This window comes from Microbacterium koreense (assembly GCF_042677105.1).
GTDB classification, from domain to species: Bacteria; Actinomycetota; Actinomycetes; order Actinomycetales; family Microbacteriaceae; genus Microbacterium; species Microbacterium koreense.
The window spans coordinates 472075-491847 of the sequence record NZ_JBHTIM010000001.1; the positions used below are offsets into that span (position 1 = coordinate 472075).

At 68.8% G+C, this 19773-nt stretch carries 21 protein-coding genes; 4 read left to right on the top strand and 17 right to left on the bottom strand.

Annotated features, from left to right (window positions below; genetic code table 11):
* Nucleotides 1–12 precede the first annotated feature (12 nt).
* The 9 genes from ACFQZV_RS02110 to ACFQZV_RS02150 form a co-directional block, all read right to left on the bottom strand.
* Nucleotides 13–1071, bottom strand: a complete 1059-nt coding sequence (locus ACFQZV_RS02110; RefSeq protein ID WP_378751792.1) for a permease — start codon at nt 1069–1071, stop codon at nt 13–15.
* Nucleotides 1058–1471, bottom strand: coding sequence for a Fur family transcriptional regulator (locus ACFQZV_RS02115; RefSeq protein WP_378751815.1), 414 nt, complete (start codon nt 1469–1471; stop codon nt 1058–1060). Before ACFQZV_RS02115 ends, ACFQZV_RS02110 begins: the two co-directional genes overlap by 14 nt.
* Nucleotides 1472–1519: 48 nt before the next feature.
* Nucleotides 1520–2380, bottom strand: coding sequence for a metal ABC transporter permease (locus ACFQZV_RS02120; RefSeq protein ID WP_378751794.1), 861 nt, complete (start codon nt 2378–2380; stop codon nt 1520–1522).
* On the bottom strand, nt 2377–3231 hold the full coding sequence (locus ACFQZV_RS02125) for a metal ABC transporter ATP-binding protein (protein WP_378751796.1): 855 nt from the start codon (nt 3229–3231) through the stop codon (nt 2377–2379). Before ACFQZV_RS02125 ends, ACFQZV_RS02120 begins: the two co-directional genes overlap by 4 nt.
* Nucleotides 3189–4313: a metal ABC transporter solute-binding protein, Zn/Mn family gene (locus tag ACFQZV_RS02130; RefSeq protein WP_378751798.1), complete on the bottom strand. Its 1125-nt coding sequence runs from the start codon at nt 4311–4313 to the stop codon at nt 3189–3191. The genes ACFQZV_RS02125 and ACFQZV_RS02130 overlap by 43 nt, the downstream gene beginning before the upstream one ends.
* Before the next feature lie 128 nt (nt 4314–4441).
* Nucleotides 4442–5770: a dihydrolipoamide acetyltransferase family protein gene (locus ACFQZV_RS02135; protein ID WP_378751800.1), complete on the bottom strand. Its 1329-nt coding sequence runs from the start codon at nt 5768–5770 to the stop codon at nt 4442–4444.
* Nucleotides 5771–5801: 31 nt separating this feature from the next.
* Entirely contained in the window at nt 5802–6809 is a 1008-nt protein-coding gene (locus tag ACFQZV_RS02140) for an alpha-ketoacid dehydrogenase subunit beta (protein ID WP_378751801.1), read from the bottom strand.
* Complete coding sequence (locus ACFQZV_RS02145) at nt 6806–7966, bottom strand: thiamine pyrophosphate-dependent enzyme (RefSeq protein WP_378751802.1); 1161 nt, start codon at nt 7964–7966, stop codon at nt 6806–6808. The genes ACFQZV_RS02140 and ACFQZV_RS02145 overlap by 4 nt, the downstream gene beginning before the upstream one ends.
* 4 nt (nt 7967–7970) lie before the next feature.
* On the bottom strand, nt 7971–9083 hold the full coding sequence (locus ACFQZV_RS02150; protein ID WP_378751803.1) for a histidinol-phosphate transaminase: 1113 nt from the start codon (nt 9081–9083) through the stop codon (nt 7971–7973).
* Between the two features lie 62 nt (nt 9084–9145).
* Here ACFQZV_RS02150 and ACFQZV_RS02155 point away from each other — a divergent pair, with 62 nt between their 5' ends.
* Nucleotides 9146–9541 (top strand): phage holin family protein, encoded by a 396-nt coding sequence (locus tag ACFQZV_RS02155; protein WP_378751804.1) that lies wholly within the window; start codon nt 9146–9148, stop codon nt 9539–9541.
* Here the strand turns inward: ACFQZV_RS02155 and ACFQZV_RS02160 are convergent.
* The gene (locus ACFQZV_RS02160; RefSeq protein WP_378783236.1) at nt 9492–10895 is read right to left on the bottom strand and encodes a hypothetical protein; all 1404 of its coding nucleotides are present in this window, start codon (nt 10893–10895) and stop codon (nt 9492–9494) included. The two genes, ACFQZV_RS02155 and ACFQZV_RS02160, sit on opposite strands and share 50 nt — an antisense overlap.
* Nucleotides 10892–11164, bottom strand: a complete 273-nt coding sequence (locus ACFQZV_RS02165) for a hypothetical protein (protein WP_378754216.1) — start codon at nt 11162–11164, stop codon at nt 10892–10894. The genes ACFQZV_RS02160 and ACFQZV_RS02165 overlap by 4 nt, the downstream gene beginning before the upstream one ends.
* A gap of 141 nt (nt 11165–11305) precedes the next feature.
* On the opposite strand from ACFQZV_RS02165, the gene ACFQZV_RS02170 reads away from it, so the two are divergent.
* The gene (locus ACFQZV_RS02170; RefSeq protein WP_378754214.1) at nt 11306–11812 is read left to right on the top strand and encodes a low molecular weight protein-tyrosine-phosphatase; all 507 of its coding nucleotides are present in this window, start codon (nt 11306–11308) and stop codon (nt 11810–11812) included.
* A 32-nt stretch (nt 11813–11844) separates the two neighbouring features.
* Nucleotides 11845–13227: an adenylosuccinate lyase gene (gene purB / locus ACFQZV_RS02175; RefSeq protein WP_378754212.1), complete on the top strand. Its 1383-nt coding sequence runs from the start codon at nt 11845–11847 to the stop codon at nt 13225–13227.
* Nucleotides 13228–13276: 49 nt separating this feature from the next.
* On the opposite strand, the gene ACFQZV_RS02180 is transcribed toward purB, so the two are convergent.
* The 4 genes from ACFQZV_RS02180 to ACFQZV_RS02195 all read right to left on the bottom strand — a co-directional run bounded on the left by ACFQZV_RS02180 (nt 13277) and on the right by ACFQZV_RS02195 (nt 16458).
* The gene (locus tag ACFQZV_RS02180) at nt 13277–13615 is read right to left on the bottom strand and encodes an amino acid transporter (RefSeq protein WP_378754211.1); all 339 of its coding nucleotides are present in this window, start codon (nt 13613–13615) and stop codon (nt 13277–13279) included.
* Nucleotides 13612–14316: an acyl-CoA synthetase gene (locus ACFQZV_RS02185; RefSeq protein WP_378754209.1), complete on the bottom strand. Its 705-nt coding sequence runs from the start codon at nt 14314–14316 to the stop codon at nt 13612–13614. Before ACFQZV_RS02185 ends, ACFQZV_RS02180 begins: the two co-directional genes overlap by 4 nt.
* Nucleotides 14317–14407: 91 nt before the next feature.
* Entirely contained in the window at nt 14408–15190 is a 783-nt protein-coding gene (locus ACFQZV_RS02190) for a siderophore-interacting protein (RefSeq protein ID WP_378754207.1), read from the bottom strand.
* A gap of 38 nt (nt 15191–15228) precedes the next feature.
* A complete protein-coding gene (locus ACFQZV_RS02195; RefSeq protein ID WP_378783239.1) occupies nt 15229–16458 on the bottom strand; it encodes a hypothetical protein in 1230 nt (409 codons plus the stop codon).
* Nucleotides 16459–16552: 94 nt separating this feature from the next.
* Between ACFQZV_RS02195 and ACFQZV_RS02200 the strand changes: the two genes are divergently transcribed.
* Nucleotides 16553–17230: a PhzF family phenazine biosynthesis protein gene (locus ACFQZV_RS02200; RefSeq protein WP_378752846.1), complete on the top strand. Its 678-nt coding sequence runs from the start codon at nt 16553–16555 to the stop codon at nt 17228–17230.
* On the opposite strand, the gene ACFQZV_RS02205 is transcribed toward ACFQZV_RS02200, so the two are convergent.
* Nucleotides 17201–18028 carry an alpha/beta fold hydrolase gene (locus ACFQZV_RS02205; RefSeq protein ID WP_378752848.1) on the bottom strand — a complete coding sequence of 276 codons (828 nt, stop codon included), beginning with the start codon at nt 18026–18028 and terminating at the stop codon, nt 17201–17203. The genes ACFQZV_RS02200 and ACFQZV_RS02205 overlap by 30 nt on opposite strands.
* A 33-nt stretch (nt 18029–18061) precedes the next feature.
* Nucleotides 18062–19573, bottom strand: a complete 1512-nt coding sequence (locus ACFQZV_RS02210) for a SulP family inorganic anion transporter (protein ID WP_378752850.1) — start codon at nt 19571–19573, stop codon at nt 18062–18064.
* Between the last annotated feature and the right edge of the window lie 200 nt (nt 19574–19773).

Genomic DNA, 19773 nt, shown 5'->3' on the forward strand with positions numbered 1-19773 from the left:
GCGGTCACGTGATCAGACAAAGAGGTTCACCCCCGCTCCGATCGCGAAGGCGGCGAGCACCACGACGACCACGACACCGGCGAGCGTGCGGGTCGTGAAGGTCGTGCGCAGCAGGGCGAGCATCTTCACATCGACGAGGGGCCCGACCAACAAGAAGGCGATGAGCGAGCCCGGGGTGAACGTCGAGGCGAACGACAGGGCGAAGAACGAGTCCACATTCGAGCAGATCGACACGACCATCGCGAGGGCGATCATCGCGACGATCGACAGCGCCGGGTTGGAACCGATCGCCAGCAGCGCGTCGCGCGGGATGAGCACCTGGACAGCCCCGGCGATCGCCGATCCGATCACGAGCGCCGGCATCACGGCGCGCAACTCGACGACGAACTGCGCGAGCGTGCGGCGCAGGCGCCCTCCCGGTTCGTGAGTGATGAGGTCGCACGTGTCGCGGAAGCGTTCGGTGAGGAGCGCGTCGGGAGACGGATGCCGGCTGTACAGCCAGCCGATGAGGTTCGCGATCAGGTAGCCGCCCACGAGACGTGCGATGAGGATGCCATCGTCGAACCCGAACGCCGCGTGCGTGGTGATGATGACGATCGGGTTCACGATGGGCGCCGCGATAAGGAACGTCATCGTCTCGGGCACGCTGAACCCGCGCATCAGGAGGCCGCGTGCGAAGGGAACGTTTCCGCACTCGCACACCGGAACGATCATTCCGAGAAGGGACAGCACCGCGCGCCGCGCCCAGGCTCGGCGGGGGAGCCAACGTTCGATGACGCCGGGCGGAATCCACACCTGCACGACGATCGACAGCACGACGCCGAGCGCGACGAACGGCAGCGATTCGATCAGCACGCTGATCGCGAGGGTCAGACCGTCTTGCGCCCGGGTGGGCAGCGGCGCGGGGAAGAGCGTCGGGGCGAGCGCATCGATGGCGAACAGCGCCGCGATCACGGCGACCCCGATACCCAGCCAGAGCAGCGCGCGCGCCTGCGAGGACGGTGTCGACGCCGAGGGTGACGGGGTGGTGCCGCGACGTGAGTGCCGCGTCGCGACGTCAGCCGGAGTCACGCTCACCCGCTCGGCTCTGCGCGCACTCGGCGCACAGCCCGAAGATGTCGACGACGTGCTCGGCCTCGGTGAATCCATGCTGCTCGGCGGTCTGTCGCGCCCACGTCTCGACGGCCGTCGCCTCGATCTCGACGGTGCGTCCGCACGAACGACAGATCAGGTGGTGGTGGTGGCCTTCGGACGCGCACGCGCGGTAGAGGGCTTCACCCTCGGGACTCTGCAACGAATCCGCGTCACCGCTCGCGGCAAGCCCGGCGAGGGCGCGGTACACGGTGGCAAGCCCGATGCCCGTCTGCTCGTCACGCAGGGTCGCGTGCAGCGCCTGGGCACTGACGAATCCCGGGGACTCCGAGAGCGCCTCGCGCACGCGTTCGCGTTGCCACGTGTTTCGCTGGACCACCATGCCGCGGAGTCTACCGGCGGCCTCTGTGCGCCGGCCGGGAACGACTCAGGCGGCGCGCGTCACCCGGTCACGGCGCGCCCCGATGCCACGGCAGACGAGGTAGATGACGAAAGAGATCGTGGTGATGTATGGGCTGACCGGCAAGCGCCCCATGATCGCGAGAAGGATGCCACCGACCGCCGAGACGAACCCGAACGTCGCCGCCAACACCGGCACCGCGAGCGGCCCCGACGACACCCGCATGGCCGCCGCGGCCGGGGTGACGAGCAGAGCCATCACCAAGAGCGCTCCGATGATGTGGACGCTCACCGCCACCATCAACCCGAGCAGCAACATGAAGGTCAGTGACACCGCCGTCGTCGGCACGCCACGCGCGGCGGCGGACTGCGGATCGAGGGAGTCGAATCGCAGGGGACGCCACACCAGCAGGAGGCCGATGAGCACGACTATGCTGATGCCGATGAGCCAGCCCAACTGTCCGTTCTGCACCGACACGATCTGGCCCGTCAGCAGGCTGAAGCGGTTCGCACTGCGTCCGTCGTAGAGCGACAGGAACAGGATGCCGAGGCCCAGCCCGAACGGCATGAGCACACCGATGATCGAATTGCGATCTCGCGCCCGAGCCCCCAGCCATCCGATGATCGCCGCGGCGACCACCGAGCCGACGATGGATCCCGTCACGACGTCCACCCCGATGAGCAAGGCAGCGGCGGCACCCGCGAACGACAGTTCGCTGATGCCGTGGACGGCGAAGGCCATGTCGCGCTGCATGACGAACACGCCGATCAGGCCGCCGACGAGTCCCAGTACGGCTCCGGCGATGACGGAGTTCGAGACCAGCGCGAGGATCTCGGCGTAGTCGGCGATCCCGCCGAACATCGCGTCGGCGACGTCGGACCAGTTCATGCGAGGGCCTCGTCGTCGTGGTGGTGGTGAGCGGCATCCGCGTCGGGCGCACCGACCACGACGAGGCGGTCCCCGGCGCTGAGGACGTAGACCCGCGCCCCGTAGAGGTCGGAGAGGACGTCGGATCGCAGCACCTCAGAGGGGGTGCCGAGCGTGAAGCGGCCGCCGGCGATGTAGAGGATGCGGTCGACGGTGTCGAGGATCGGGTTGATGTCGTGGGTGACGAGCATCACCGCGGCATCCCGCTCGCGCCGATGGCGGTCGATGAGTCCGATGATCGCCTGCTGGTTGGCGAGGTCGAGGCTCGTGAGCGGTTCGTCGCACAGCAGCAGTCGCGGGTCGTCTGCGAGCGCTTGGCCGACCCGCAGGCGTTGTTGCTCGCCGCCGGACAATGTGCCGACCGGCCGGTCGGCGAACTCGCGCGCGCCGACGGCATCCACGAGGGTGTCGATGCGCTCACGGTCGTCCCGTCGCGGGAACGGTAGCCCGAAACGGTGTCCGTCGACCCCGAGCGCGAGCAGATCGCGGCCCCGAAGCGAGGTCTCACGGGGAAGCGGGCGCTGTTGCGGCACATAGCCGACCCGCCGATTGCCGCGGGCGCGAACGCGCTGGCCGAGGACCTCGATCGATCCCTCGGCGAGCGCGTCGAGCCCGAGGATCGCGCGCAGGAGCGTGGTCTTGCCGGTGCCGCTGGGCCCCAGGACCGCAACGAGCTCACCGGGCTCGACGGTGAGGTCGAGCCCGGCCCACAGCTCGCGGTCGCCGCGGCGGAGCGCCGCGTCGCGGATGACCAGCGGCGGCGTCGCCCCTACAGGGCCGACGCGAGCGCCGCGATGTTCGACTGCATCCACGAGACGTAAGTCTCCCCCTCAGGGAGGGTTTCGGCGAACTCGACGATCGGGATCTCGAGCTCGGTGGCTTCGTCGATGACCGCGTTGGTCTCGGCGCCGCCGGTTTGGGCGTTGACGATGACGACCTTCACGTCACCGCCCTGCAGCAGACGCGATGCGTCGAGCATGGTCGAGGCAGGCACGTCGTTGCCTTCCTCAACCGCCTCGGTGAAGGCTTCGGGAGCGACGTTGACGAGGCCGGCCGCGCCGGTGAGGTACAGCGGAACAGGCTCGGTCACGAAGATCTCGGTGCCGCCGTACTCGGAGTCGAGCGTCTCGAGCTCGGCCTCGAGTTCGGCGATGCCGGCGACGAACTCGTCGAGGCCGGCTTCGAAGGTCTCGGCGTGGTCGGGGTCGATCTCGCTCAGCTCATCGGCGATCGCCTCGGCGACGTGCTCGATCGTGTGCGGGTCGTACCAGACGTGCTCGTTGAAGCCCTCGATGTGACCGTGGTCGCTGTGGTCGTGCTCGTCCTCGGCGTGCTCTTCGTCACCGTGGTCGTGGTCTTCATCCTCGGCGTGGTCCTCGTCGCCGTGGTCGTGGTCTTCATCCTCGGCGTGGTCCTCGTCGCCGTGGTCGTGGTCCTCGTCCTCGGCGTGGTCCTCGTCCTCGGCGTGATCATCCTCATCGCCGTGGTCGTGGTCGTCATCTTCGCCGGGCCAGTCGTGCGAGAACTCGGCCGCCGTGATGACGTGGGCCTCACTGCCGCTCGACTCGATCAAGCCGTCGATGAACGAGTCGTACCCACCGCCGTTCTCGACGATCAGTTCGGCGCGCGACACGGCGAGCTGGTCTTGCGCGCTCGGCTCGAACGAGTGCGGGTCCTGTGAGGCCGAGGCCACGATCGAGGTGACGTCGACGTACTCGCCGCCGATCTGCTCGACGATCTGACCGTAGACGTTCGTCGAAGCGACGACGACGATGCGGCCGTCGTCGGTCGCGTCTGTGTCAGCGCCGGAGGACGAGGTGGTCGAGCAGCCCGCGAGGGTGAGGGCGGAGGCCGCAGCGAACGCCGCGGGCACGAGAAGGCGTCGGGAGGTCATGCGACCAAATCTACGCGAGCGATAATCGTTCTCAAAATCATGATCAGTGAGCGAGTGTCAAAATTCGCGGGACGTCAGCGTCCGACCCGTGACACGCGCCGACACCCGACCCGATTTCGGGGCGGCGCTCAGTCGAGCAGGAGAGCAGGCTCCTCGAGTACCGAAGCGATGTCGGCGATGAACCGCGACACCCCGTCGCCGTCGACGATGCGATGGTCGAACGAGCCCGACACCGTCGTCACCCAGCGCGGACGGACCTCGCCGTCGACCACCCACGGCTTCTGACGGATGGCGCCGAGTGCGACGATCCCCGCCTCTCCGGGGTTGATGATCGGGGTGCCCGCATCGACACCGAAGACGCCGATGTTGGTGATGGTGATGGTGCCGCCCGACTGGTCGGCGGGCGTGGTCTTGCCGTCCCGCGCGGTCAGAGTGAGCTTCTCGAGCGCACGGGCGAGTTCGCGGGTGTTGAGGTCTTGTGCGTCCTTGATGTTCGGCACCAGCAGTCCCCGCGGGGTCGCGGCAGCAATGCCGAGGTTCACGAAGTGACGCACACGGATCTGCGCGCCCTCGTCGCCGTCGACCCAGGCGGCGTTGACCATCGGCGTGCGGCGCACCGCCCAGATGACCGCACGCGCCATGATCAGCAGCGGCGACACCTTGACATCGGCGAAGTCGGGCGACGCCTTGAGCCGCTTGACGAGCTCCATCGTGCGCGACGCATCGACGTCCACCCACACCGACACGTGCGGGGCGGTGGTGGCGCTGGAGATCATCGCGTTGGCCGTGGCCTTGCGCACACCCTTGACGGCGATCGTCTCCTCGCGGGCATCGGCGGGAGGAGCGGGGGGCGCCGCGACGGGGATCGTCTCCTCGCGCACGGCGCTCCACTCGGGGGTCGCGAGGTTGCGGAACACCGACGCCTGCGACGCGTGCCTCATGACGTCGTCACGGGTGACCTCACCGGCCGGACCGCTGGGTGTGACGTCCTTGAGGTCGACGCCCAGGTCGCGGGCGAGCTTGCGGATCGGCGGCTTGGCGACGACGCCCACCGACGACTCCACCCGCTGCTCAGGGGTCACCGGCGGCTTGCGCCGGCGCGAGGTGACCTGTCCGCCCGTGCCGTAGCCGACCAGCACCGACCCGGCTTCGTCGGGTTCGGCCGGCGCCGGCGCGCCGTGCTCGCTGCGACCGAGCGTGACGGATGCGGCGGCCGCGGCATCCGCGATCGTGATGATCGCCGCGCCCACCTCGACGGTCGCCCCTTCTTCGGCGAGGAGGTCGCCGACGACGCCGGCGAACGGCGAGGGCAGTTCGACGAGCGACTTCGCCGTCTCGATCTCGACGAGGACGTCGTTGACGGCGACGGTGTCACCGGGCGCGACACGCCACGAGACGATCTCGGCCTCGGTGAGGCCCTCGCCCACGTCGGGCAGGACGAACGTCTGGGTGCTCATGGTGAGCTCCTCTCTCTTGCCGCGGTGCGGGTCAGTAGGCCAGGACGCGGTCGACGGCTTCGAGGATGCGGTCGGCGTCAGGAAGATACTCGCCCTCGAGCTTCGCGGGAGGGAAGGGCGTGTCGAATCCCGACACGCGCAGCACCGGGGCTTCGAGCGCGTAGAACGCCCGCTCCATGACGGTGGCGGCGACCTCGGAGCCGAGTGAGGTGAAGCCGGGGGCTTCTTGCGCGTAGACCATTCGCCCCGTGCGTCGCACCGAATCGAGGATCGGTCCGTAGTCCACCGGCGACAGCGACCGCAGGTCGATGACCTCGCACGAGGTGCCCTCGGACTCGGCGAGCGCCGCGGCCTGCAGCAGTGTCGTCACCATCGCGCCGTGTCCGACGAGGGTCACATCGGTGCCGCGTCGCACGAGGCGTGAGGCGTGCAGGGGCAACGCGGGCGCGCTCGTGTCGACCTCGCCCTTCTGCCAGTACTTCGCCTTGGGCTCGAGGAAGATCACCGGGTCGGGCGACGTGATCGCATCCTGGATCATCCAGTACGCGTCGTTGGGTGTCGACGGCGATACGACCCGGAGGCCCGGTGTGTGCGTGAAGTACGCTTCGGGGCTTTCTTGATGGTGTTCGACCGCGCCGATGTGCCCGCCATAGGGGATGCGGATGACCACCGGCATCTGCAACGCACCCTCGTGGCGGTTGGTGATCTTGGCCAACTGCGTCGTGATCTGGTCGAACGCCGGAAAGACGAATCCGTCGAACTGGATCTCGATGACCGGGCGGAAGCCGGCCATCGCGAGCCCGATCGCGGTTCCCACGATGCCGGACTCGGCCAACGGGGTGTCGAGCACCCGTCGGTCGCCGAACTCTGCCTGCAGCCCCTCAGTGACCCTGAAGACACCACCGAGGCGGCCGATGTCCTCCCCCATCAACAGCACTCGGTCATCGGCAGCCAGCGCAGCGCGCAGACCTGCGTTGAGGGCGCGGCTGATCGGCATCGACGTGACGACCGGGGGTGCCGCAACGGTCTCCTGGGTCATGACGGGTCCCCTTCGAACGAGGCTTCATAGCCGTCGCGCCACGCGCGCTGCTCATCGATGAGCGGGTGGTCGTCGCTGTAGACGTGCGCGAACATCAGCTCGGGGTCGATGCCACCGAGCTCGCTCGTGCGGGTGCGGATGTCGTCGGCGACGGCGTCCGCTTCGGCGTCGATCTCGGCGAAGAACGCGGTCGAGGCTCCGCGGGACTCGAGATAGGTCCGCATCCGTGTGATCGGGTCGCGCGCACCCCAGTACTGCTCCTGCGCAGACGTGCGGTACTTGGTGGGGTCGTCGCTGGTGGTGTGGGCGCCCATCCGATAGGTGAGCGCTTCGATCGCTCGGGGTCCGTGCCCTGCGCGCGCCTCATCGAGAGCGCGACGGGTGACGGCGTAGCTGGCGAGCACATCGTTGCCGTCGATCTGGATGCTCGGGATGCCGTAGCCCGGTCCGCGGCGCACGAGGGGAACGGGCGACTGCGTCGAGACGGGCACCGAGATCGCCCACTGGTTGTTCTGCAGGAAGAAGACCTCGGGGGTCTGATAGCTCGCGGCGAACACCATCGCCTCGTGGACGTCACCCTGGCTCGATGCGCCGTCTCCGTAATAGACCATGACCGCTTCGTCATGGTCGGGCCGGCCGGTGCCGCAGCGCCCGTCGAAGACGAGCCCCATCCCGAACCCCGTCGCGTGCAGGGTCTGCGCGCCGAGCACAAGGGTGTAGATGTGGGTGTTGCCGTTCTTGGGGTCGAACGGGTTCCACCCACCGTGGGTGAGTCCTCGCATGAGGCGGATGATGTCGAGCGGGTCGACGCCGCGGATGCGGGTGACGACGTGTTCGCGGTACGACGGGAAGATGTGATCCTGCGGGCGCGCGGCACGCGCGGATCCGACCTGCGCGGCCTCCTGGCCCTGGCTCGGCGGCCAGAGGGCCAATTGTCCCTGGCGCTGCAGGTTCGTCGCTTGGCGGTCGAACGCGCGGATGATCGCCATGTCGCGGTAGAGGCCTTCGAGGTCGGCTTCGGTCAGCGACGCGATGATCTCGCGATACGGCTCCGCGGCCGCGGACGGTGAGAATGAGCCGTTCGCGTCGAGAAGGCGCACGACCCCTTCTTCTTCGTCGAGCGGCAGGTCGGTCGCCGGGTCTTCGAGAGGGGTCACCGTTCTACGCTAGCCGTCGCGCCGGATGCCCTTCTGGGAGGTCCTTCACAACGGATGCGGCGATCCCTAGGACCTTCTCGACAGATTCCTCTTCACCCACCGAAACGCGCATCCCGTCCCCGGCGAACGGCCGGACGATGATCCCGGCTGCGTCGAACTGCTCGGCGATCGCGAGGGTCTCCTCCCCCGTGGCCAGCCAGACGAAGTTGCCCTGGGCCTGCGGTACGGACCATCCCGCCTCGCGCAACGCCGTGGCCAGACGATCTCGACGGTCGGCGATGACCCGCACGCGCTCGAGCAACTCGTCCTCTGCGTCGAGACTGGCAAGGGCGGCAACCTCGGCCTGCAGGGTGACCGACAGCGGAATGGCGGTACTCCGTGCGGCATCCAGCAGGCGCGGGTGCCCCAGGGCGTACCCGACACGCAACCCCGCGAGGCCGAACGCCTTCGAGAACGTGCGGAGAACGACGACATTCGGGTGTGCGCCGGTTTCGAGGACGCGCACACCGTTGACCGCGTCGGGGTCGGTGACGAACTCGGCGTAAGCCTCATCGAGGATGACCAGCACATCGGACGGCACCTCGGCCACGAACGCGTCGAACTCGGCCTGCGTGACGATGGGGCCCGTCGGGTTGTTGGGGCTGCACACGATGATGGCCCGTGTGCGGTCGGTGATCGCCGCGGCCATGGCGGGCAGGTCGTGGCGTGCGCCGTCGGTGAGCGGAACCTGCACGGCTGTCGCCCCGGCGACGACGGCGAGCCAGGGGTAGGCCTCGAACGACCGCCATGCGTAGATGACCTCGTCGCCGGGGCCGGCGGCGGCCTGCACGAGCTGAGCGAGGATCGCGACGCTTCCCGAAGCGACATGCACTTCCGCGAGGTCGACGCCGAAGCGTTCTGCCAGCCTTGTGCGCAACCGGGTGGCCGTGGCATCCGGATAGCGATTGAACGACGAGGCGTCGCTCACTGCCTCGACGACGCCGGGCAACGGATCGAACGGGTTCTCGTTGCTGGAGAGCTTGAACGCGTTCGCGTCGGCCTGACGCCCCTGTTTGTACGGCGGCAGCACCGCGATCTCGGGGCGGACGCGGATCGGGATGTCGGCAGCATCGGTCACGCGTGTGAGTCTACGAGGGTGTGCGCTGTGGCGCGGGGCCCGCGCGTGGGATACTCCCGGCTATGCGCTTCCTCATCCGCGTCGTCGTCAACGCCTTCGCCATCTGGGTCGTCACGCTGATCCCGGCTTTGCAGGTGTCGGTCATCGCGTTCCCTCCGGGTGAGACGCTGCAGCTCATCCTCACCCTGCTCGTCGTCGCCGCCCTTTTCGCAATCGTCAACACGATCGTGGGCACCGCGCTCAAGGTGCTCGCCTTTCCCCTCTACATCCTGACTCTCGGCCTCATCGGCCTGATCATCAACGCCTTCCTCCTCTGGTTCACGGGGTGGATCACGACGTTCTGGGATTGGGGTCTGCGCGTCGAGAGCTTCTGGTGGGGCATCGTCGCCGCGGTCATCATCTCGATCATCAACTGGATCTTCGGGATCCTCCTTCGTCCGCAGCAGAAGCGCGACTGAGTCCCGCCACCGGATCGATCCCGACAGCCGGCACCCGCTCGGCGCCGTACTCGACGACGTCGACGGATGCCGCGGTGTCGAGCGCCGCGAAGACCTCGCGCACCGCGCTCACCCGCGGATCGGATGAGCCGTCGACAAGACTCGCGGTCTGCGTGTAGGACGTCATCGCGTGCGGCGCCGCCCCGTCACCGGCCACCGAACCCGCCATGGATCGCTCTACGACGAAACTGCCCGGTGCGCCGACCGGGGCCATGTGTCCGCCGCCTGCGAGCGCGGCGATCGCGTCGTCGGTGTGGCGCAGGTTCACGCTGAGCGTGCCGGGCCCGACGTCGGCTTCGACCGGCGACCCGAACGACACCAGTGTGGAGACGGTGAAGTCGCCCTCGAGCGCCAGGCGTGAGGTGATCATGGCGCCCTGCGAATGTCCGAACGCGTGCACGACATCACCGGGCTGCGCCCCCGAGGCCTCCAATGCGGCGACGGTCGCCTCGTACGAGGCCGACGTGCGACCCGATATGAGGTCGACGTTCGAGGCCATGTCCCACACTTCGTCGCGTCCGACGTCGGCTGACTTCGTCCCCGAGACATACACGGTGTACTGGCTCGAACCATCACGCATCGTGTACCGCTCGACGCGCACGCGGGATTCACCGTCGCCGGGCATTCGGCTCGCGGCAGCGGCGAGGCCTGCCGGCGCCCCGGCGGTGCGCGCGGCCCCCAGCGGACGCACCACCGGGGGCGGTCCGTTCGGGGGCGTGAGGCGCGCGTCGCGCGGAATCAGCCCGACCGCGAACCCCCGAGCGGCGGCCGCGGCGAGGATCGTCGCGACCCCGGTGGCGACCCCGGTGATGATGCCGGCTCCGTCGCTCTTGATGCCCCCGGCATCCCACCCGAACTCGGTCATGATGCGCACGAGTTCGGACGGCCACATGATCGTGCGCTCGAAGGTGAAGTACCCGGCCTGTTCGAGACCGTCGGGCAGAAGCGCGACGATGTCGTCCCGGCGTCCGGCGATGCGCCGCATCGCCGGCTCATCTCCCGCGGTGGCGGCGACCGTGTACCGCGCGTCGAGGTCGACGAGTTCATAGACGAGGGCGGCCTGACGCAGCCGGGTGGCGATGTCGCGCGCATCGGCGAGAGTGGTGGCCGCGCGCGAGGCCACCGCCGATGCGGCGCCCAGCGCCTCCCATGCATCCCCGCGAAGCACGAAGAGCATGTTCTGGACGCTTCCCCACCGGCGCAGGATCTCGTCGAGTTCCGCGCCCACGGCGTCGAATCGGGCGGCCGCCGTCCTCAAGGTGGCCGTGTCGACGGCGACGGCACCACCCGCGCGGATGTCGAGATCGTCGCTCATCCGCACCGCCACCGGGCACGCAGACCGGCCGCGACCGCTTCGGCGCGAGCATGTTCGGCGATGGCGCCGAGATGACCGACGTCGGCGGCCCAGTCGCCGGCGGACTCATGGAACGCGCGAGCCGCGTTGGACTGCCAGTCGGTGAGCTCCGGGAGAGTCCGGGCGACCGCGGCGACATCGTGGAACCGATGGGCGAGCACGGAGAGCTCTGCGGCGATGACATCGAGCTGCGCGGCCACGCCGGGGTCACACAGATCGGACGCGGTCATGCCTCGATGCTCCATCCGCGCCGCGCGGCGCCGTGGCACGCATGCGGCAGCTGTGCGCTCCGGCGGCGAGCGATGGCCCTGGGGAGGAATCGGCACGATACCGGGTGGTCTCCGCCCCCGTCGCACGCCACAATGGTGGCCATGGTCGCGAGTGCTGGGGAGCCCTTTCGCGTCGTCTTCGTCTGTACGGGCAACATCTGTCGTTCTCCGATGGCAGAGGTCGTCTTCCGTGCGATGGCGGATGCGGCAGGCCTCGGAGCGTGTATCGCCTCGACGAGTTCGGGCACCGGCGACTGGCACGTCGGCGAACGCGCGGACGCGCGCACCCTCGCCGCCCTCGACAGGCGCGGGTACGACGGCTCCCCCCATCGCGCGCGCCAGTTCTCGCACGCCGACTTCGAGCGCAACGATCTGGTGGTGGCCCTCGACCGCAGTCATGAACGGATTCTGCGCGGGTGGGCCCGCGACGAGACGGATGCGGACAAGATCGCGCTGCTGCTCAGCTTCGACGATTCCGCTGATGGCCTTGATGTGCCCGACCCGTACTACGGCAGCACACAGATGTTCGACGATGTGCTCGGTATGATCGAAACCGCGAGCCGGGCTCTCTTCCGGCAGCTCGAACCCGCGATTCGCCCGGCGATCTGACCTCCCGGCGATCACCCGCCGACGGGAGCCCCGTGACGTCTCTTCCTCCGCAGCCCCTCAGCCCGCTCGACGGCCGCTACCGCGCCGCCGTCTCAGGACTTTCCGATTACCTCTCCGAGGCCGGCCTCAATCGCGCCCGCGTCGAGGTGGAGGTCGAATGGCTGATCACCCTGACCGACCGCTCGCTCTTCGGTACGAGTCCGTTGCGTGAAGACGACAAGGACGCACTGCGCGCGCTCTACCGTGACTTCGGAGCGGACGAGATCGCCTGGCTCGGCGAGAAAGAAGCGGTCACCCGCCACGACGTGAAAGCCGTCGAGTACCTGGTGCGCGACCGCCTGAGCACGCTCGGGCTCGACGCGATCGCCGAGCTCACCCACTTTGCGTGCACGAGCGAGGACATCAACTCCACCGCCTACGCGCTTACCGTCAAGCGTGCCGTCGAGTCGGTGTGGTTGCCGGCGCTGCGCGAGGTCATCGCGAAACTGAAGACGCTGGCGGCGGAGCACCGCGACGCGGCGATGCTCTCACGCACGCACGGACAGCCGGCGACGCCGTCGACGATGGGCAAGGAGCTCGCGGTGTTCGCGTGGCGGCTCGAGCGGGTCGCGGCGCAGATCGACGCGGGTGAATATCTCGCCAAGTTCTCGGGCGCGACCGGCACGTGGTCGGCGCATCTGGCCGCCGAACCCGACACCGATTGGGTCGAGGTTTCACGGTCATTCATCGAGGGACTCGGGCTGGGCTTCAACGTGCTCACGACCCAGATCGAGTCGCACGATTGGCAGGTCGAGCTCTACGACCGCGCACGGCACGTCGGCGGCGTCCTGCACAACCTCGCGACCGATGTCTGGACCTACATCTCTCTCGGGTTCTTCTCGCAGATCCCCGTCGCCGGAGCGACCGGGTCGTCGACGATGCCGCACAAGATCAACCCGATCCGGTTCGAAAACGCCGAGGCGAACCTCGAGATCTCGGGTGGACTCTTCTCGACCCTTGCCTCGACGCTGGTGACCTCGCGGATGCAGCGCGACCTGACCGATTCGACCACCCAACGCAACATCGGAGTCGCCTTCGGCCACTCGCTGCTCGCATTGGACAACCTGCGTCGCGGGCTCGGCGAGATCTCGCTCGCCCAACCCGTGCTCGATGCCGATCTCGATGCGAACTGGGAAGTGCTCGCCGAGGCGATCCAGACCGTCGTCCGCGCGGAGATCACCGCGGGACGCTCCGAGATCAGCGATCCGTATGCACTGCTGAAGGACCTCACCAGGGGACGCCGTGTCGGTGGCCCCGAGCTCGCCGAGTTCGTGCGGGGCCTCGACATCGGGGATGCCGCCAAGGAACGCCTCCTCGCCCTCACTCCCGCCGGCTACACCGGGCTCGCGAGCGCGCTCGTCGACACGATCGACTGATCGGCGCGTCGCCCGCGCCGACGTCGGCCAGCGGGGAGGAGGCGTGCGGTCAGCGACCCTGACCGTTGCCGGATGCCGCGGCATCCGGCGCGTCATCGTCGGTGTCGTCCTCATCGGGCAACAGCACGGGACGATCGACGGTCTTCGTGACCTGTGCCGGATCGACGGCGAGCAGAAGGAGTGCGAGCACGACGAGCACGACGATGAAGGTGACGCCTGCGACGACGGCCGCCACGATGAGCGCCTGCTGCGACTGACCGTCGAACCGGGACTGGAAGAACCCCATCGACACGAGCGTCACGATGCCCGCGAAGAGGGCCGAACCGAACGCGAGACCGAGCAGCTGCAGGGGCTTCATCAGGTCACGACGGGTGGGGTGCTCGCTCACACGGGCTCCTTCTCTGAGGCTGCGGGCGTCACGGCCGGGCGCGGCGAGAATCCGGCGATCCCGAGGTAGACGGCGACGATCGCGGCGTATCCGCCGAACAAGCCCACCGCGATGGTGATGCCCGTGAGGGTGAAGGTCGCCTGGGCGGCCTCGACGGTGTAGCTCAGGGCGTAGCCCGCCGGCACGCACAGAGTCGCCACTCCGAGGATGAGCCCCAGCACACCGGTGACGACGGCGTCTCGCGCCTGACCGCGCGGCATCGTCGCGGCAGGGGTGCCGTCGCTCCACGGTTCGACATGACCCGATTTGACCGGCGCGGGACGCGTCGGGCGCGCCCGACGCAGCGCCGCCCACCCGGAAAGGACTTCGATGAGGCCCGAGACGAGCGCCCACGTCACGACGACGGCGTAGAAGCCGGTGACCGTGCGCACCGGGCCGAGGCTCGCGATCATGCCGGCGAGGAGCGTGACGACCCCGAGCGCCAGCGACGGCCAGCGCAGACCCGCCGGGTACACCAGCCAGACCGCGAGCAGGTGGACGATGCCCGTCGCGATCGCGAAACCGCTGAAGACCGCCATGCCGACGACCGCTGAGTGGTCGGGCGAGAAGGTCACCATGATCGCGGCGATCGCCGCAAAGACGGCACGCGCGATCTGCACGTGGTTCGCGCGAAACGCGCGAGAAGATGAAGCTGAAGTCACTGGGATTTCCTGCGTGGCGGGGCGTCGAAGGCGCACGACATCACGCTCCAGTGTAGTTCGCGCCCGCGAGGGCGATGTCGCCGAGGCGGTCTCAGCCCGCGGTGGGGAAGATCTGCCCGATCGGTTCGCGCTTCTCGGCCTGAAAGCGGTCTTCGTTGCGACCGCGTGCCCAGTATCCCGACAGCGACACCTGCGCGCGCTCGAGCCCACGTTCGTCGAACAGCACCCGCCGCAGCGCCTTCATCGATTCGCGCTCGCCGTGCGCGAAGACGTCTGCGTGCCCGTCGCGCCACGTGAGCCCGCGCACCGCCTCCGCGAGACGCCCGGCGTCATGCGCCGGATCCACGATCCAGTCGACGTCGACCCCGTCGGGCGCCGCGATCTCGATGACTTCTTCGGGTGCGGTGATCTCGATCAACGCCACGCCGACGGCGTCGGAGGGCAACGCCTCAAGTCCCGCGGCGATGGCGGGGACGGCCGAGAGATCGCCGGCGAACAGATACCACGCGGCATCCGGGTTCGGTGTGTAACCGCCCCCGGGTCCGATGAGGCGCACACGGTCGCCGACCTGCGCCGATGCCGCCCAGGGTCCTGCCAGACCTTCATCGCCGTGGATGACGAAGTCGACGTCGATCGTGCGGGCTTCGGTGTCGACCGAGCGCACCGTGTAGGTGCGTGTGACGGGCAGACCGTCGGTGTCGGTGAACCGCAGCTTGACGTACTTGTCGGTCTCGGGCCGGTTCTCGAAGTCGCCGAACGCATCGCCACCGAGCCGGATGCGCATGAGTGAGGGTGTCAGCCGCTCGGTGTGCACGACCTCGAAGTCGAGCATCGGGCGAGGGGTGCGAGATGAGGTGCGAGAAGAAAGTGCCATCGCCTCCACGCTACCCGTGTGTCACAGCACCGAGGCGGTCACCGGCACGTGGCAGCGAGGTCGATCATCTGCTGAGACGGATATCCGTACGCCCACGTCCCGTTGCCGGGTGCGGTGTGTCCCATACTGATCGCCCACGCCGTCGCCCATTCCTCGTTCGCCGCCGGGTCTTTCCAGTCGAACTTCTCCCAGCACTTCGACGTGATCGAGTGTCCGACCTCGTGGGTGACGAGTGCGCGTGCGTTCGCCGACGGCCACGTCTCGGCGACCGAGTGCGACAGGGTGATGGTCGAGAATCCTCCGCGCGCCGTGTTCCAGGTGGCGGTGCCGCCGATGCCCTGCGCACCTCCCGTGCCGGCGACGATCTGCTCCCAGTCGAAGTCGAGCACCACCCCGCCCGCGATCGATCGGGCGTACTCCTCGATCTCGAGTCGTGTCGCCAGCAGCGGCCCCGCCTTTTCGGCGAGTTCGGCGGCGTCCGAGCGCCGCAGCGCCTCGGCGCTGGCCGCGTACGCGACGAAGGCGTCGGCGGCGGTGTCGTCGACGATGGGTTGCGCCGCCGCGGCCGCCCGCGCGTCGCGGAAGTCGAGCACGGCAGACGTCTGCGCCGAGATGTGCGCAGACTCATACGCTGCACCGACGTCGTCGATCGTGTCGAAGAGCGCCGTGCCTGCCGCATCCAGGTCGCTGCGCGCGCTCGCGAGCTCCCCGTGTCGGCGCTCGATCGCGTCAGCGGTGTTCTCGGCGACGATCGCGTGGGCCTCGAGAAGTGGCGCGTCGACGACGAGCTCCCACGTCCACACAGGACGGTCGGGTTCCTGCGGAATGGTGCCGCCCGCCGCCTCTTCGAGGGCGTCGACGGATGCCGCAAGCTCGGCCGTCGCCGCCTCGACCGCGGCCCGGGCATCAGGGCTGACGATCTCGTCGTCGGCGGCGTCGACGATGTGCGCGCCGGCCCGCACCGCGAGGAGGGCTGCGTCCCGCGCCTCAAGGGCCTCGAGCCCGATGGACACGGCCTCGGCGCGGGCGGCGGCTGCCGCATCCGCGCGCTGCTCGTAGCGGTGCATCGCCCAGAGGTGCACGACGGCGAACATCAGCACGACGACGACAACACCGCCGAGGGCGCCGACGACCGCCGCGACGACGCCGGATCGATCGCGGCGGGGGCGCTGCGGCATCGGGGCGTGCGCGGGCGCGCGACCCGGGAGGGGCGGCGCGTCCATCGGCGCGGCCCGGTCAGGGCGCGGCGGGGGGCTCGACATCGCCATGCCAGAACTCTAGGCCCGGCTGACGCCACGGTGCACCGCGTGTCGACACGACCCCGTGTCGCATCACGGCGCGAGAACTGCGAGACTCTGGCGAGTGAGTCTGCTCATCGATGTGGTGAACGTGTTCGTGGATGATGAGGGTGCGTTCGGCAACCCGCTCGGGATCGTGTGGGCATCGCCGGGAACCCGCAAGCGCGAGCAGGAGATCGCCGCCGACCTCGGCTTCAGCGAAACGATCTTCATCGACGAGGTCAGTGGCAGCCGCGTCACGGCCCGCATCTTCACTCCCGTCGGAGGGTTGCCGTTCGCAGGTCATCCCACCGTCGGGCTCGCGACCTGGTTGCACCGCAGCGGTGACGACATCACCGAAATCGCGGTGCCGGCCGGGTTGGTGAAGGTCCGCGTCGACGGCGACGAGGTGTTCGTGACCGCCCGCGCCGAGTGGACCCCCGCGTTCGAGTTCCACGAATTGTCGTCGCCGACCGACGTCGAAGCCGTCGACCCCGCGGCCTTCGGCGAGGGCAAGCACTATGTGTGGGCGTGGAGCGACGAGGCAGGCGGTCGGTTGCGTGCCCGCATGTTCGCCCCCGCACTCGGGATCGCCGAGGACGAGGCGACCGGCTCGGCCGCGATCCGCTTGACATCGCACCTCGGCCGCGACCTCGTGATCGCCCAGGGCGCCGGGTCGCGCATGCGCACCCACCTGCGCGAGGGCGGTCAGATCGAGGTCGGCGGTGCCACCTCACCCGCGCGGGTCATCGAGCTCGCCTGAGATCCATCCATCGCTCAAGAACTCGACGGCCGGGCCGCGGAAGTCCCGCGAACCGGGCGCGTTGAAGTGGTGGCGACCGGGGATCTCGATGAAGGTCGCGTGCAGGGCGGCGGTTGCGAGCATGCGCGAACGTTCCAGAATCGGGTCGTCGGTTCCGGTGGCGAACAGGACGGGTTGCTGTGGCGGGCGTGACGGATCGGGGTCGCTCATGTCGCCGAACCGCATGCCCTCCGCCAGGGCGATGAGCGCAGCGAGGTCGTTGCCAGGCACACGCTCGGCGAGCGTGACGTAGTTGCGGGTCACGGGGTCGGTCACCGCGGTGCCGTCGTCGATGAAGCGCCGAGCCTCGCCGAGATCCAGCCGTGCGAGCGGACGGCCGTCGGGGATGCCGCCGAGCACCGCCGCATCCACCCGATCTGCCGCGTCGACGGCGAACTGCCACCCGACCCGCGCGCCCAGGGAGTATCCGGCGTAGCGGACCGCGTCGATCAGATACGTGTCCAGCACGGTGCGAAGATCGTCGACGAAAGCCCCCATCGAGTAGGCCGACGCGTCGTGGGGCTTATCGCTGGCCCCGTGACCGCGCTGGTCGACACCGAGCACCCGCAGCCCCGCTCTGGTGAGGGCACGCACCCATCCCGTCGCGACCCAATTGTCGCGGCAGCTCGAGGCGAACCCGTGGACGCACAGCACCGCAGGCGCGTCGTCAGGTCCCCACGTGTAGGTGGCGAGGCGTACTCCCTCACCGCTCATCACGTACTGCGGTTCGGGCATCTCGGTCAGCTGGGGAACGGCCATCACTCCATTGTCGCGCCGCGCGGACGCGCGGGCTCAGTGACCTCCGCCGAGGCCTCCACTGAGCCGACCGTGGAAGTCGGTCGTCGCATCGTTCATCCCCTCGAACACGACGGTCTTACCGAGGTGCTCGTACTTGGTCTGGATCGCATCGAGCGCAGCAACCGTCGAGGCATCCCAGACGTGCGAACGCGACATGTCGATCACGACGTGGTCGGGGTCGTGGGTGTACTCGAACTGGGTCGTGAGGTCGTTGCTCGAGGCGAAGAAGAGCTCACCGTCGACCGTGTAGGTCGCCACGTGCTCGTCGGCCTCGCGCCGGACCGACACGAAGTGCGCGACGCGACGGGCGAACAGCACCATCGCCACGACGACACCGACACCGACACCGACGGCGAGGTTGTGGGTCCACACGGTGATGCCGACGGTGACGACCATCACGACGGTCTCGCTGATGGGCATCCGCTTGAGGGTCGACGGACGGATGCTGTGCCAGTCGAACGTCGCGACCGACACCACGATCATGACCGCCACGAGGGCTGCCATCGGGATCACCGCCACGACGTCTCCGAGTACGAGGACGAGGATCAGCAGGAACACTCCGGCGAGGAACGTCGAGATGCGCGTACGCGCCCCCGAGGCCTTCACGTTGATCATCGTCTGGCCGATCATGGCGCATCCGCCCATGCCGCCGAACGCACCGGACAGCACGTTCGCGATGCCCTGGCCGGCCGCCTCACGGGTCTTGCGCGAGTGGGTGTCGGTGATGTCGTCGACGAGCTTCGCCGTCATGAGCGATTCCAGGAGTCCGACGATGGCCATCGCCGCCGAGAACGGGAAGATGATCGAAAGGGTCTCCCACGTGAACGGCACGTTCGGGATGAACAGTTCGGGCAGGCTCTGCGGAAGCTCGCCCTGGTCACCGACTGTGGGCACGCTGATGCCGAAGACCACCGCGGCTCCGGTGAGCAACACGATCGCCACCAGCGGCGCCGGCACGACGCGGGTGACCAGCGGCATCAGATACATGATGAGCAGCCCCGCGACGACGAGCGGATACACCATCCACGGCACGCCGATGAGATGCGGGATCTGCGAGACGAAGATGAGGATCGCGAGCGCGTTGACGAACCCGACCATGACGCTGCGGGGAATGAACCGCATCAGCTTCGCGACGCCGAGGATCGCCAGCACGATCTGGATGAGCCCGCCGAGGATGACCGTCGCGATGAAGTAGTCCAGCCCGTACTCACGCGCGACGGGCGCGATGACGAGGGCGATGGCGCCGGTGGCGGCGGTGATCATCGCGGGGCGACCACCGAGGAAGGCGATGGCGACGGCCATGACGAACGATGAGAACAGGCCGAGGCGCGGGTCGACGCCCGCGATGATCGAGAACGCGATGGCCTCGGGGATGAGCGCGATCGCGACGACGAGACCGGCGAGCACTTCACGGGTGAGGATGCGGGGGCTGCGCAGCGCCTGCATCACGGTCGGCTCGATGCGGTAGCGATCAGGGGCGTCGGGAACGCTGACGACGTCGGTCATGGGTGTCCATTCGGAGGCGGGCGGTCGCGAGAAGCGGGAGGCGAGGTGGGCGGTGCAGCCGGTCCGGTCGCACGCGCCCGCGCACATGACCCGTCATGACGGGCCGGAAGCGAGTGGGATGCCGCGTGTCGCGGCACGGCTGAAACCCTACCGTCCGCGCGGGGCGCGGGGCGATTCCGCGGCCGATCGTGCGAAGCTCT